Below are 14,257 nucleotides of genomic sequence, written 5' to 3'. Positions count from 1 at the left end.
CACCGAGGGGAAAAACCATTGGATCTCCGGTACGAGGCGTTCTGCTTCGCCGACCCGTTGTTCTTCGACGAACAGCGGAAATCGGCGGAGCCGGCGAACGGCTATTCCGGATCGCTCCCGGCGCCGCCGACCGGCTGGCTCGACAGCACGGTCGGCACCTGGCGGATGCTCCGCCCGGAGGCGGCCGACCTGCCTGAACAGGGCTGGAAGATCCACGTTTCGGCGACCATGGACAACGCCCGCCGGGTGCTGTCGACCGTGCACGAGCACTGCATCCGGGAAGGGCTCGCCTTCAAGCACCTGCACGGCCCCGAAGTGCTTCTCGCGCGCAATGCGAAATACGCGCCGCGGTCGGCGAGCGGAAAGCTGATCACCATTTATCCGCCCGACGAGCAGGTGTTGTCCGACACCCTCTCGGCACTCGACGACGCGTTGTCCGGACAACCCGGTCCCTACATCCTGAGCGATCTCCGCTACGGTTCCGGACCGCTCTACGTGCGCTACGGCGGATTCGCCGAGCGGTGGACCGAGTTCGAGGGCACCCGGGTGCTGGCCATCACCGGCCCGGACGGCGCACTCGTACCGGACCACCGCGGGCCGAGCTTCGTGGTGCCGGACTGGGTGGCGCTGCCGGACTGCCTCGCCCCGCACCTGGCGGCGCGCAAGAGCGGTGACCCCGCCGCGTTCCCGTACCGGGTGACCGGCTCGCTGCACTTCTCCAACGGCGGCGGCGTCTACCGAGCGGTGCGGGAGGCCGACCAGCGCGAGGTGGTGCTCAAGGAGGCCCGCCCGCACGCCGGCCTGGACCGCGACGGCACCGACGCGGTGGCCCGGCTGCGTCGGGAGCACGACGTCCTGCGGCGGCTCGACGGCGTGCCCGGGGTGCCCGCCGCGCACGACCTGTTCCCGGTGTGGGAGCACACCTTCCTCGCGATGGAGGAGGTCCCCGGCACCTCGCTGGGCTCCTGGCTGGCCCGCAACTACCCGCTGACCCGGCTCGACCCCACCGAGGCCGACGTCGCCGACTACACCGAGCGCGCGCTGGCGCTGCTCGACCGGGTCGCGGCGGTGGTCGACGGGATCCACGCCCGCGGGGTGATGTTCGGCGACCTGCACGCGCTCAACGTGCTCGTCGACGACGACGGGTCGGTGTCGCTGATCGACTTCGAGATGGCCGCCGCCGGGACCGACGCCGCGCGCCCCGCGCTGGGCGCCCCCGGCTTCCGCGCCCCCGACGGCCGCACCGGCCCCGCGGTGGACCGGTACGCGCTGGCGGCGCTGCGGCTGTGGCTGTTCCTGCCGGTCACCCCGCTGCTGGAGCTCTGCCCGGGACGGCTGCCGGTGCTCGTCGACGCCGTCGAACGGCGCTTCCCGCTGCCCGCGGGCTTCGGCGACGAGCTGCGCCGCGAACTGCTCCCCCGGGGCGTCGGTCCGGCCCGCACCGAGCTCGACCGGCCGCGGCCGGACTGGGACGCGGTGCGCGACGGGTTGGCCGAGGCGATCGCGGCATCGGCGACGCCGGAGCGCGAGGACCGCCTGCACCCCGGCGACATCGAGCAGTTCCGCACCGGCGGGACCACCTTCGCGCACGGCGCCGCCGGGGTGCTGCACGCCCTCGACGTCGCCGGGCGGGGCCGCTTCCCGGAGCACGAGCGGTGGCTGGTCGACGCCGTCCGCCGCGCGCCGGTCACCCGGCCCGGGTTCCTCGACGGCGCGCACGGCACCGCGCACGTGCTGGAGAACTTCGGCCACCACGACGACGCCGACGCGCTGCTCGACGCGGCCCGCCCGCTGCTGGCCCAGACCCGCGACCACGGCTACGGCGGCGGCCTGGCCGGGATGGCGCTGAACCTGCTGCACTTCGCAGGCACCCGCCGGGACCGCGAGTACGCCGAGCGGGCGCGCGACCTCGGCGACCGGCTCGCCGACGCGCTGCGGGTCGCCGCGCCGCCCGGCGACGTCGGGCGCGCCGGGCTGGTCGACGGCTGGGCCGGTCCCGCGCTGCTGTTCACCCGGCTCCACGACGACACCGGCGACCGGGGGTGGCTGGAGCTGGCCGACCGGGCGCTGCTGCGCGACCTCGACGAGTGCACCACCACCGACGACGGCACGGCGCAGGTCCGCGACGGCGGCGCCCGCACCCTGCCCTACGTCGCGGTGGGCAGCGCCGGGATCGCGCTGGTGGCCGAGGAACTCGCGCTGCGCCACCCGGCGGCGGCCTGCCTGTCCCGGCAGGCCGACCTGCTGCGGGCCTGCACCGGCGAGTTCGTCATCCACCCCGGACTGCTCCACGGGCGCTGCGGGCTGCTCGCCGCGCTGGCCGCGGCCGACCGCCGCGCGCCGGACCCGGAGCTGAAGGCGGCCGTGGACCGCCACCTGTCCGCACTGGCCTGGCACGCGATCCCGTGGGGAGAACGCGGGATCGCGATGCCCGGGAACCAGTTGCTGCGGCTGTCGATGGACCTGGGCACCGGCGGCGCCGGCGTCCTGGCGACGGTGGCCGCGACCCTCGACGGCCACGGCCGGGTGCTGCCCTTCTTCGGCGCGGCACCGGCGTGGACGTCCCCCGAACCCGGCCGGACCGCGGCCGGACGATGAGATCGACCGGAAAGGAACACCACCATGGAGATGGTCCTCCAGCTTCAGGAGCTCGACGCCCAGAACGACCCGGGCTTCGGCGGCGGCGACCCGAGCCACGGCGGCGGGGGCGGCAGCAACCTGAGCCTGCTGGCCTCCTGCGCCAACAGCACCATCAGCCTGCTGACCTGCCACTGAGGTCGCAGGTGCGGGAGCGGCGCAGGACTGGTGCGCCGCTCCCGCACCGCACAGTGCAGCAGGAACGCGCCTCCGACGACAAGTCCGTGCTGCGCACGGCGTTGCGGTGGGGCCGGGGCACCGCGCTGCTGCTGGTGCTCACCGCCCTGCTCGCCACCGCGGCGGGGCTGCTGCTGCCCGCCGCGCTCGCCGACGCCCTCGACGCCGTGGTCTCCGGCGCGGCCACCGGACCCGCGCTGCCGCTGCTGGCCGCGGTGCTCGGCACCGGCGTGCTCGCCGAGGTGGTCGCCGTGGTCCTCACCGCGCGGCTGACCGCCGGGACCACCGCCCGGCTGCGGGCCGACCTCGCCGCGCACCTGGTCCGGCTGCGGACCGCGCGCGAGTTCGCCGACGGCGACGCCGTCAGCAGGCTCACCGGTGATTGCACCGGCGCCGGGCAGATCACCGCGCTGGCCGTCGAACTCGGCACCGCCGCGATCCTCGGGGCGGGGTCGGTGATCGCGCTGGCGCTGCTCGACTGGCGGATCGCCGCCGTCTTCCTGTGCTCGGTCCCGCTGGCCCTGCTGCTGGTCCGCAGCCACCTGCGGCGCACCGGATCCGACGTGCTCGGCTACCAGGAGGCCGCCGGGGACCTGGGCGCGCGGCTGCTCGACGCCGCCGCCGGGTTGCGCACCATCGCGGCGGCCGGGGTCATCGAGCAGGAGACCGCGCGCGTGCTGCGCCCGCTGCCCCGGCTGGCCGCCACCGGAGCGGGCATGTGGCGCACCCAGGCCCGGATGACCTGGCGCTCCGGGCTGCTGCTGCCGCTGGTCCAGATCGCGGTGCTGGCCACGGCCGGGATCGCGGTGCTGGAAGGATCGCTGCGCGTCGGCGACGTGCTCGCGGCCTCCGGCTACGCCGCGCTCGGGCTCGGGCTGGTGCGGCAGGCCCCCCTGTTCACCGCGCTGGCCCGCGCCCGCTCCTGCGCGGAGCGGATCGCGGCGGTGCTGGCCGCCGAACCGGAACCCGACGGCGCTCGGCCCCTGCCCCCTGGCCCGGGGACCGTGGAGCTGCGCGGCGCCGGTTCCGGCGATCGGCTGTCCGATGTGGACCTGGTGGTGCCGGGTGGCACCGCGGTCGCGGTGGTCGGCAGCTCCGGCGCCGGGAAGTCGGCGCTGGCCGAGGTGCTCGGCGGGCTGCGGCGACCCGACACCGGATCGGTGCGGCTGGACGGCGTCGAGCTGTCCGAACTGGACCCCGGCGCGCTGCGCGCCGCCGTGGGGCACGCCTTCGAACGTCCCGCCCTGCTGGGTCCGACGATCGGCGCGGCCGTCGGCCGGGGCACCACCGCGAGCGCCGAGCGGATCGAGGACGCCTGCCGGGCGGCGCGCATCCACGACCTGATCGCCCGGCTCCCGCTGGGCTACGACACGCCGCTGGAGCGGACGCCGCTGTCCGGCGGGGAGGCGCAGCGGGTCGGGCTGGCCCGCGCCCTGGTGCGCGCGCCGCGCCTGCTGGTGCTCGACGACGCCACCGCCGGGCTCGACGCGGTCACCGAGCGGCAGGTGGAGGCGGCGCTGGACGCGGCCGGGTGCACCCGCGTCGTCGTCACGCACCGGGTCGGCACCGCCCGGCGGGCCGACGCCGTGGTGTGGCTGGCGGCGGGCCGGGTGCGCGGCACGGCCCCGCACGAGGTGCTGTGGGCCGATCCGGACTACCGGGCGGTGTTCGCGTGACGGCCTACTGGCGCGCGCTCGGCGGGCGGTGGCGCGAGCTCGCGGTGCTGGCGGGCTGCTCGGTGCTGGAGGCCGCGCCCGCGTTCCTGTCCGGCGCCCTGGTGCAGCGCGCCGTCGACGACGGGTTCGCGGCCGGGCGGCTCGGCACCGCGCTGGCCTGGCTCGCCGCCTTCGGCGCCGCCGCGGTGGTCGGCGCCTTCGGCACCCGGCTGGTCTGGCAGCGGCTCGGCTCCATCGTGGAACCGCTGCGGGACGCGCTGGTGCGCGAGGTGGTCGCGGGGGTGCTGCACGACCGCTCCGGCCCGCGCGGCGGTCCGGACGCCGCCGGGGTCGCCCGGGTCACCCAGCACGTCGAGGTGGTGCGGGACGCGACCGCGGGGCTGCTGGTGCGGGCGCGCGGGCTGGTGCTGACGGTGCTCGGCGCGCTGGCCGGGGTGGCGGCGGTGGCGGGCTCGCTGGCCTGGCTGATCGCCCCGCCGGTGCTGCTCTCGCTGGTGGTGTTCGGCTGCCTGCTGCCGAGCCTGGCGCGCAGGCAGCGGGGGCTCGCGCTGGCCGACGAGCGCACCGCGGCGGAGGCGGGCGCGGTGCTCGGCGGCATCCGGGACGTGGTGGCCTGCGGCGCCGAACGCGAGTCCGAAGCGCAGATCCGCGACGCGATCGAGCGGCAGCGGCGGGCGGCGGTCCGGATGTCGCACGCCACGGCGCTGCGCACGCTGGTGATCTCGATCAGCGGGCACCTGCCGGTGGTGCTCGTGCTCGCGGCGGCCCCGGCGGCGCTGGCCGGGGGGATGAGCCCCGGCGCGGTGCTCGGCGCGCTGGTCTACCTCACCGCGACGGTGCACCCGGCGCTGGACGGCCTGGCCACCACCACGAGCACCGTGGTGCTGCGGCTGCTGGTGGCGCTGCGCCGGCTGGCCGAGGTCCGGCCGCCGGTGGCGCGTCCGGGCACCGCCGTGCCCGCCGGACCGGTGCTCACCGCGCGCGGGCTGGCCCACCGCTGGGGCGAGCACGCCGAGCCGCTGTTCCAGGACCTCGACCTGGACCTGCGGCCGGGCGAGCACTTGGCGGTGATCGGTCCGAGCGGCATCGGCAAGTCCACCCTCGCCGGGGTGCTGGCCGGGACCGAGACCCCGCGTGCCGGTGCGGTGCTGCTCGGCGGGGTGCCGATCGCGGAGGTGGCGCCGGCGCACCGGCACCGGCTGATCGCCTTCACCCCGCAGGAGACCTACCTGTTCGCCGGGACGGTGCGGGAGAACCTGGCGCTGCTCGCCCCGGAGGCCGAGGACGCGCACCTGCTGGCGGCGGTGGCCGAGGTCGGCGCGGCCGGGCTGGTCGACCGGCTCGGCGGGCTGGACGGCGAGCTCGGGCACGGCGGATCGGGACATGGCGGGGCGGGCCTGTCGACCGGCGAGCGGCAGCTCCTCGGCGTGGCCCGGGTGCACGCCTCCCCGGCGGCGGTGGTGATCCTCGACGAGGCCACCGCGCACCTGGACGGCCCCGCGGAGGCCCGCGCCGAACGGGCGCTGGCCCGGCCGGACCGGGCGCTGGTGGTCATCGCGCACCGGCCTGCCTCGGCGCGGCGGGCGAAGCGGATCCTGGTGCTGGACGGCGCCCGCTGCGACCTCGGGGAGCACGAGGCGCTGCTGCACCGCTCCGAGCGCTACGCCGAGCTGGCCCGGGCCTGGGAGCTGCCCGCCACCGCGCCGTGAGGCTTCGCGGCGGTGCGGCAACCCGGGCGCGCGTCACCCGCAAGGGTGGTGAGTGCGGGGCACCTTCATCCGGCGCACCCGGCTGGAGGAGCCCCTCACCTGGGACGGAGCAGCCGCGGCCGTCCGCGCGGCACCGGGGCTGACGCCGTAACTTCGAGGGCATGTCCCCGATCGTCGTCGAGTTCTCCGCCCGCCAGCCGGACCGGCTCGCCCGCTGGTGGGCCGATGCGCTGGGCTGGGACGTCCACCTCGGCCACCGGCTCGACGTGCGCGCCGGCGCCACCGGGCCGACGCTGCGGTTCACCGCCGCCGATCGCGGCAAGGACGCCACCAACGGCGTGCACCTGGACCTGCGCAGCGGCACCCTCGACGAGCAGCGGCTGATCGTCGGGCGGCTGATCGCGTCGGGCGCCCGCACCGCCGACGTCGGCCAGTCGGGAACGGCGCCCTGGGTGGTGCTGGCCGATCCGGAGGACAACGAGTTCTGCGTGCTCGAACCCCGCGCGGACTACAACGGGACCGGACCGCTGGCCGCCGTCGTGGTGCGCTCCCCCGATCCGGCCGAGGCGGCGCGGTGGTGGCAGGAGGAGACCGACATGGTCCGCGCCGAACCGGCACCCGGTTTCGCCTCGCTGCGCCCGGTGTCGGGCTACGGCACGCACCTGGAGTTCCTGCGCTCCGCGGACGGACCGGACGGGATGCTGCGCGTGCTGCCCGAGGAGTAGGAGCGCTACCCTGCGTCCGTTCGGGCTCGGCGCGCCAGCGGACCGCGACGGAGGAGACGATGCGCGGCACCGGCCCCACGTTCACCCCGGACAGGTTCCGCAATGCCTCCCGCAGCGGGCCGAACGGGGAGTGCGTGGACAACCGCACCGCCTGGAGACCGTGTCCTGCGGCGACGGCACCACCTCTTCCGGCGGGCGGGCCGGGGCGCGATCGAGCTCGTGTTCACCGACGCCGAGGTCGCCGCGTTCACCGACGGCAACGCCCAGCTTCCGCGAGGGGCGGACTTCAGCGCGCCCCGCGCGGCGCCGATGGTGGGGGCGGACCCCGAGAGGAGGCACGCATGACCGCGGCCGCGATCCCCACCACGCTGCACGACGACGTGCGCACGTTGTGGGACTACCACGACATGCACCACGAACTCCGGCCCACCGACGTCGGCATCGGCCTGGGCAGCCACGACCTCGGCGTGGCGACCTGCGCCGCCGAGCTGTACCACGTCGGCTGGTTCCCGCAGCTCGTGTTCACCGGCGCCACCGCGCCGACCACCGCCGAGGTCTTCCCGAACGGCGAGGCGGTGCACTACCGCGAGCACGCCCGGTCGCTCGGCGTCCCGGACGCCGCGATCCTCGTCGAACCGCGCGCCACCAACACCGGCGAGAACATCGGGTTCAGCCGCGCGGCGCTGCACCGGGCGGGCATCCACCCGAGGTCGGTCACCCTGGTCTGCCGCCCGTACCAGCAGCGCCGCGCCTACGCGACCTGCCGCGCGGCGTGGCCGGAGGTCGAGGTGCTGTGCGCGTCGCGGCGGCAGCCGTTCCAGGAGTACGTCGCCGCGCTCGGCGTGGACCGGGTGATCACGATGCTGGTCGGCGACACCCAGCGGATCACCGCGCACGCCCGCAACGGGTTCGCGATCCCGCAGGAGGTCCCCGCCGAGGTCGAGGCCGCCTACGACCGCCTCGTCGCCGCCGGCTACACCGGCCGGCTGCTGCCGGGGTGAGCCTCAGCGCGGTGCGGGTTCGACGACCTCCACGCCGCGCAGCTCGCGGACGAAGTCGGCGCCGAAGGCGGTGGACGGGGTGCGCGCCCCCGGAGCGATGCCACCGGCCCGCAACCTGCCGACCGCGCTGAGCACGGCGTCGGCGGTGAGGTCGTAGGTGTCCGGCCCGGTGAGCGCGGCCGCGGCGCTGCGCCCCTCGGGGTCGGTCGCCTCGGCGTAGACCTCCACCCAGCTCCGCTCGCGCGCGCCGCGCCCGGGACCGCTGATCAGCGTGCCGATCGCCGCGCGGCCCGCTCGCTGCACCGGCGCCGAACCCAGCACCCGGCGGCCCAGGGCGCCGGAACGCCCGCCGAGCAGGTGCATCCCCGGCAGGTGGGCGAACGCGGTGATGTCGCCGATGCCGGTGCTGCGGAAGGCGGTGCTGACATCGCCCCACGGCAGCGACGTCACCGACCGGTTCCCGGCGGGGAACGGGACCTCCCGGGTGCGCCAGGCCATCGGCACCTCGGTGATCCGCCCGGCGATCCGGGCGCGGCCCCCGAGCGCGGCGCCTTCCAGCGCGCTCTTGAGGGTGCCCGCGCTGATGCCGCCGTGGGCGTGGAAGGCGAGGTCGAGCCGGTCCGCGCCGGGCAGCGCGGCGCTCACCATCGCCGCCAGGCAGTCGGTCGGTACCACGTCGAAGCCCGATCCGGGCAGCAGCACCACGTCGGCCGCGACGGCGTCGTCGTGCCGGGCGAACACCGACTCGAAGACGTCGATCTCACCGGTGATGTCCACGTAGTGCGTTCCGGAGCGCAGGCACCCGGCCACCATCGCCGCCGAGGTCGCCGAGAACGGACCCGCGCAGTGCGCCACCACGTCGACGTCCCGCAACGCCTCGGCCACCACGTCGGGATCGCTCAGGTCGAAGGTCCGGTGCGGCAACCCGCGCGGCGTCGCGAACGCCGCGACCTTGCCCGCGTCCCGCCCCGCCAGCACCGGACGCTCCCCGCGCCGCACCGCCAGCTCGGCGATGAGCCGCCCGGTGTACCCGCTCGCGCCGTAGATCATCCAGGCCATCCGGCCACCTCCACCATCGTCGAGCCCACTCCCCCAACGACCACCCTCCCACCCCGTCACGCCCCACCCGTTCGCGTGGTGGGTGCGGGGCACCTCCAGCCGACCACGCCGGATGAAGGTGCCCCTCGCTCAGGATCACGCGGCGGGGTGGGGGCTTTCCGGAGGAAGGCCACCGACTCGAAGTGGTCTTGCGCGGGAGATCCGGCTGATATGGTCGCTCGGCACCGCCACGACCACGAGCGGGGAGCGATGGGACTGCTCGACCGGCTGGCCGGGACCAAGCGTCCGGAGAACGGGATCACCCCGCGGACACCGGCCGAAGTCCGCACCGTCCTCCTCGGACTCAACGCCCGGGACAAACCCTTCGCGGTACTGGCCGATCGAGAGGCCGACCTGGTCGCCGAGTGGAAGATCGCCGATGCGCGGTGGTCCGGCTACTTCGGCAACGTCACGACCATCAACCGGACGCTCCTGCGCCTCGATCCGGAGCGGACCGAAGTGCGCGCCCTCGACCAGGAATGGTCCGTCACCTGGATCGGGAGCAGTCCGGAGCTGACCCTCGCCTCGTCCCACGTCCGGGGACAGGTGAACAAGAAGGCATGGGTGACCAGCATCGAGCGCGACGAGCACGGCAACGCCAGGAAGACCACCCGCACGTTCTCGACCGGGGACCTCAAGCCACCGCTCCAGGACGCCGTCACCGGCGCCGGGTGGACCTGGCGAGGTGTGCTGTTCGGGAAGCTGTGAAGCTCCGCGGGGTCGCAGCACGGCGGGCCGACCGGGCGCCGGTACCGCGTGCGGCAGCGGGCGGTACCGGAACATCCCGCGTGACCACCCCGTCACGCCCCACCCGTTCGCGTGGTGGGTGCGGGGCACCTCCAGCCGACCACGCCGGATGAAGGTGCCCCTCGCTCAGGATCACGCGGCGGGGCGGGGGCTGGTGGTCACCACTCGGTGAAGGAGCCGTCGGGGTTGCGCCAGACGGGGTTGCGCCAGCGGTGGCCGCGTTCGGCCGCCGCGGCGACGGCCTGCTCGTCGATCTCGATGCCCAGGCCGGGGCCGGTGGGGCGCGGGACGTGGCCGTCGGCGTAGCCGAAGACCGCCGTGTCGACGAGGTAGTCGAGCACGTCCGAGCCCTGGTTGTAGTGGATGCCGAGGCTGGTCTCCTGGATCAGCGCGTTCGGGCTGGTGAAGTCGACCTGGAGGCTGGCGGCCAGGGCGATCGGCCCCAGCGGGCAGTGCGGCGCGAGGCTCACGCCGTGCAGTTCGGCCTGCGCCGCGATCCGGCGCGTCTCGGAGATGCCGCCCGCGTGCGACAGGTCCGGCTGGGCGACCGCGATCCCGGCGGCCAGCACGTCGCGGAAGTCCCACCGCGAGTACAGCCGCTCGCCGGTGGCGATCGGGATGGTCGTGCCCGCGCACAACCTCGGCAGCTCGCCGGAGAGCTCCGGCACCACCGGTTCCTCCACGAACAGCGGGTGCAGCGGTTCCAGCTCGCGCAGCAGCACCCGCGCCACGGCGGGCGAGACCCGGCCGTGGAAGTCCAGCGCCACGTCGCGGTCCGGGCCGATCTGCTCGCGCACCGCCGCGACCCGGTCCACCACCTCGTGCACGGCGGCGGGCGACTCCAGCGCCCGCATCCGCCCGCAGGCGTTCATCTTGACCGCCGTGAAGCCCTCCGCCATCCGCTTCGCGGCGTGCTCGGCGGCGGCGGTCGGCTCGTCCCCGGCGATCCACGAGTACACCCGCATCCGGTCCCGCACCGCACCGCCGAGCAGCTCGTGCACCGGAACGCCGAGCGCCTTGCCCTTGATGTCCCACAACGCCTGGTCGATCCCGGCGACCGCGCTGGCGAGCACCGGCCCGCCCCGGTAGAAGCCGCCCTTGGACAGCACCTGCCAGTGGTCCTCGATGCGCCCCGGGTCTTGGCCGACGAGCTGGTCGGCCAGCTCCGCCACCGCCGCCCGCACCGTCTCGGCGCGGCCCTCGACGACCGGTTCGCCCCAGCCGCTGATGCCCTCGTCGGTCTCCACCTTGAGGAACAACCAGCGGGGCTCCACCAGGTAGGTGCGCAAGGCCGTGATCTTCACCGCTCTCCCCTCCTCGGATGTCCCAGTTCGGCGGCGATCGCCGCCACCGCGTCGCGCAGCCCGGCGAGCAGCGCCGCCTCGTCCGAGCCCGGTTCGGCCCGCACCACGGTCACCGACACCGCGGCGTCGACGGGCCCGGGCACCGCGACGCCGAGGCAGTGCACCAGCGGTTCGAACTCGGCGCGGTCGGTGCCGTACCCGGCGCGCGCCACCTCCGCGAGGTGCCCGCGGAACGCGCGCGGGTCGGTGATGGTCCGCTCGGTGTAGCGGGTGAAGTCGTGGCCGGCCAGCAGCCGGTCCCGCCGCGCGGGCGGCAGCCCGGCGAGGATGGCCTTCGCCGCCGCCGCGGTGTGCAGCGGCACCGCCCGGCCGATCCGGGACCAGGTGCGGATGGTGGCCGCGCCCTCGATCTTGTCCACGTAGACGATCTGGTCGTCGAGCAGTTGGGAGAGGTGCACGGTGGCGCGGGCGGATTCGGCCAGCGCCACCAGGTGCGGGCGGGCGGCGGTGCGCAGGTCCAGGTCGTCGAGCACCTGCTGCCCCCACTCCGCCAGCCGCAGCCCGAGCCGGTAGCGCCCGTCGGAGCCCTTGGCGATGAGCCCGGCCTCGACCAGCGGTTGCAGCATCCGCAGCGCCGTGGAGCCGTGCACGTCGAGCTCCCGCGCGAGGTCGGCGAGCGAGCGCGGCGAGCGCGCCAGCTCCTCCAGCACGTGCACCGCTTTGGCCACCGTCTTGGACATCCGCTCACCCCGTTCCGGGGCGCGACATTAGCAGTCGCATTGCACATGGTGCGGTGGCGCGGGCCGCCCGGCCACCCGGAACCGGACTTTATGGTCCACTTCGGACTTGGTGGCGCGCGTCACTGCCACCGTCGCACCGGAACCGCGTTCCGGCACTGAGGCGGTTCGATACTGTGCGGCCCATGATCTTCTTCGCCGCCGCGGGCGTGCTGTTCCTGGTCTTCGCGGTGAGCGTGATCTACGACCGCCGGCTCGTGCGCAACGGCGTGTACCTGTTCTTCGCCTTGGTGTTCACCGCGGCGGGCACGTTGTTCGCGCTGGCGGAGGCCTCCGAGACCGCTGCCATGATCGTGCTGGTGCTGGCGGTGGGGCTGGTCCCGCTGGTGGTCCTGGTGCTGGCGGGGTTCCTCATCGCCAACGGCGTGACGATGCTCCGCCGCGAGGGCAGGCGCCTGGGCAACCTGCTCTCGCTGGGCGCGGGCGTGGGCATCATCGGGTTCGTCGTGCTGTCGGTGCTGGCGACCGGCATCGACCTGGCGCTGCTGCGCGCGTTCGTCGGCGCGGTCGGCAGCGTGCTCACCTACGTGTCCTTCCTGTTCACCTGCTTCCTGCTGTACTCGGTGTTCTACGCCCGGCTGCCGCACCGCCGCGCCGTCGACTTCGTCGTGGTGCTGGGCTCCGGGCTGCTCGGCTCGCGGGTGCCGCCGCTGCTGGCCAACCGGCTCGACCGGGGGCGCACCGCCTTCGAGGCCGCCCGCGCCAAGGGCGCCGATCCGGTGCTGGTGACCTCCGGCGGCCAAGGACCCGGCGAGGACCTCCCGGAGGCGCGGGCGATGGCCGACTACCTGATCGCCGCGGGCGTGCCCGAGGACCGCATCCTGGTCGAGGACCAGTCCCGCAGCACCGAGGAGAACCTGCGGTTCAGCAGCGAGCTGATGCGCGAGCGCAAGTCCCGCTACCGCTGCCTCGTGGTCACCAACAGCTTCCACGTGATGCGGGCCGCGCGCATCGCCCGCACCGAGAAGGTCACCGCCCACGTGATCGGGGCCCCGACCGCGCGCTACTACTGGCCCAGCGCGACGATCCGCGAGTTCGTCGCCATCTTCCTGGCGCACCGGGTGCTCAACATCGGCATCTGCGCCCTGCTGGCCGCCCCGCACCTCCTGGTCCTGCTCTGAGCGGGCCGAACACGAACATCGAGAGGAAGTGAACCGTGAGCAGCCGGTTGATGCCCGCGGTGATCGCCGTCATCCTGGGAACGGCGCTGGCCGTGGCGCTGTTCGTGCCCTACGTCGCGCGGCAGTACCGCAGACGCGGCAAGCTCGGTGTCGGACACGCCGGACTGGCGTTCGCCTCGCTGGTCTACGGCTTCGGCCTGCTCGCCTACGTGCTGCTGCCGTTCCCGACCGTGACCCCCGGCTTCTGCGCGGACGCGAGCGGGCCGCAACTGGTCCCGCTGAACTTCCTGCGCGACATGCAGCGCGAGGCCACCGGGACGGGGATGAGCGCGGTGCTCGGCAATCCCGCGCTGACCCAGGTGCTGCTCAACGTGGCGCTGTTCGTGCCGCTGGGGATGTTCGTCCGGCACCTGTTCGGGCGCGGCGTGCTGACCACCGCGCTGATCGGCCTCGGCACGTCGCTGCTGATCGAGCTCACCCAGGGGACCGGGATCTGGTTCCTGTACCCCTGCCCCTACCGGCTGTTCGACGTGGACGACCTGCTGATGAACGGGCTCGGCGCGCTGGCGGGCGCGCTGGCCGCGCCGGCGCTGCGGGCCGTACCCGGGCAGCGCGAGGTCGGCGAGCCGGGCGCGCCCCGGCCGGTCAACCGGCGCAGGCGCCTGCTGGCCTCGCTGTGCGACCTGATGATCTACCACTTCAGCGCGGCGCTGCTGTCGGCTTTCTGCACGGTGGCGGTGTACGCGGCGCACACCGGCCTGTTCTCCGCCGACGCCCGGCTGGCGCCCGACCTGCCCGGCTACCAGACCGCGCAGGTCGTCGGCATCGTCGCGCCGTGGGTGGTGCTCTACCTGGTGCTGCCGCTGGTCGGCGGGGCGTCCAGCCTCGGGCAGCGAGCCGTGCGGCTGCGGGTGGTCGGCGACGGCCGGCGTCCGGGCGCGGGCGCGCGGCTGGCGCGCGGCCTGCTCGGCACCGGCGGGTACGTGCTGCTGCAGCAGCTCGGCCAGGTGCCGGGCCTGCCGGACGCCGCCGGCTACGCCACGCTGCTGGGCCTGGTCTCGGTGATCGGGATCGTCACCACCGCACGGCGCCGGGGCGTGTCCTGCGCCCTCACCCGGCTGCACGTGATCGACGCCCGGGAACCGCTCACCGAACCGGCGCCCACGCCCCCCACCAGCACCGTCACCCAGTAGAGCGCGGAGTGAGGGGCACCCTTGTCCCAGTTACTCGGACAAGGGTGCCCCTCACCTGGAACGGGACCACCC

The 14,257-nt window shown here is 75.0% G+C and carries 12 protein-coding genes; 9 read left to right on the top strand and 3 right to left on the bottom strand.

Going from position 1 to position 14,257, the window contains the following annotated elements; genetic code table 11:
* Positions 1-18 precede the first annotated feature (18 nt).
* The 6 genes from lanKC (at position 19) to ABD976_RS18860 (ending at position 7,925) form a co-directional block, all read left to right on the top strand.
* Complete coding sequence (gene lanKC / locus ABD976_RS18885; protein ID WP_345364960.1) at positions 19-2,598, top strand: class III lanthionine synthetase LanKC; 2,580 nt, start codon at positions 19-21, stop codon at positions 2,596-2,598.
* Between the two features lie 24 nt (positions 2,599-2,622).
* Positions 2,623-2,775 carry a SapB/AmfS family lanthipeptide gene (locus ABD976_RS18880; RefSeq protein ID WP_345364958.1) on the top strand — a complete coding sequence of 51 codons (153 nt, stop codon included), beginning with the start codon at positions 2,623-2,625 and terminating at the stop codon, positions 2,773-2,775.
* Between the two features lie 53 nt (positions 2,776-2,828).
* Positions 2,829-4,490, top strand: a complete 1,662-nt coding sequence (locus ABD976_RS18875) for an ABC transporter ATP-binding protein (protein WP_345364956.1) — start codon at positions 2,829-2,831, stop codon at positions 4,488-4,490.
* Entirely contained in the window at positions 4,487-6,199 is a 1,713-nt protein-coding gene (locus ABD976_RS18870; protein ID WP_345364954.1) for an ATP-binding cassette domain-containing protein, read from the top strand. The genes ABD976_RS18875 and ABD976_RS18870 overlap by 4 nt, the downstream gene beginning before the upstream one ends.
* A 161-nt stretch (positions 6,200-6,360) precedes the next feature.
* The gene (locus ABD976_RS18865; RefSeq protein ID WP_345364952.1) at positions 6,361-6,924 is read left to right on the top strand and encodes a VOC family protein; all 564 of its coding nucleotides are present in this window, start codon (positions 6,361-6,363) and stop codon (positions 6,922-6,924) included.
* A 341-nt stretch (positions 6,925-7,265) separates the two neighbouring features.
* Positions 7,266-7,925 (top strand): YdcF family protein, encoded by a 660-nt coding sequence (locus ABD976_RS18860; protein ID WP_345364950.1) that lies wholly within the window; start codon positions 7,266-7,268, stop codon positions 7,923-7,925.
* 3 nt (positions 7,926-7,928) lie between these two features.
* Here the strand turns inward: ABD976_RS18860 and ABD976_RS18855 are convergent, their stop codons facing one another.
* Entirely contained in the window at positions 7,929-8,984 is a 1,056-nt protein-coding gene (locus ABD976_RS18855; protein WP_345364948.1) for a saccharopine dehydrogenase family protein, read from the bottom strand.
* A 210-nt stretch (positions 8,985-9,194) separates the two neighbouring features.
* On the opposite strand from ABD976_RS18855, the gene ABD976_RS18850 reads away from it, so the two are divergent.
* A complete protein-coding gene (locus tag ABD976_RS18850) occupies positions 9,195-9,731 on the top strand; it encodes a hypothetical protein (protein ID WP_345364946.1) in 537 nt (178 codons plus the stop codon).
* A 197-nt stretch (positions 9,732-9,928) separates the two neighbouring features.
* Here the strand turns inward: ABD976_RS18850 and dgoD are convergent, their stop codons facing one another.
* Positions 9,929-11,074 (bottom strand): galactonate dehydratase, encoded by a 1,146-nt coding sequence (gene dgoD / locus ABD976_RS18845; protein WP_345364945.1) that lies wholly within the window; start codon positions 11,072-11,074, stop codon positions 9,929-9,931.
* Positions 11,071-11,814, bottom strand: a complete 744-nt coding sequence (locus ABD976_RS18840; protein WP_345364944.1) for an IclR family transcriptional regulator — start codon at positions 11,812-11,814, stop codon at positions 11,071-11,073. The genes dgoD and ABD976_RS18840 overlap by 4 nt, the downstream gene beginning before the upstream one ends.
* A gap of 182 nt (positions 11,815-11,996) precedes the next feature.
* On the opposite strand from ABD976_RS18840, the gene ABD976_RS18835 reads away from it, so the two are divergent.
* On the top strand, positions 11,997-12,992 hold the full coding sequence (locus ABD976_RS18835; protein WP_345364942.1) for a YdcF family protein: 996 nt from the start codon (positions 11,997-11,999) through the stop codon (positions 12,990-12,992).
* Between the two features lie 35 nt (positions 12,993-13,027).
* On the top strand, positions 13,028-14,185 hold the full coding sequence (locus tag ABD976_RS18830; RefSeq protein WP_345364940.1) for a VanZ family protein: 1,158 nt from the start codon (positions 13,028-13,030) through the stop codon (positions 14,183-14,185).
* The last annotated feature ends 72 nt before the right edge of the window (positions 14,186-14,257 follow it).

The organism is Saccharopolyspora cebuensis (genome assembly GCF_039542665.1).
Lineage (GTDB): Bacteria > Actinomycetota > Actinomycetes > Mycobacteriales > Pseudonocardiaceae > Saccharopolyspora > Saccharopolyspora cebuensis.
The sequence above is the reverse complement of the archived record's forward strand: the minus strand, read 5'-3'. Positions and strand labels throughout refer to the sequence as shown.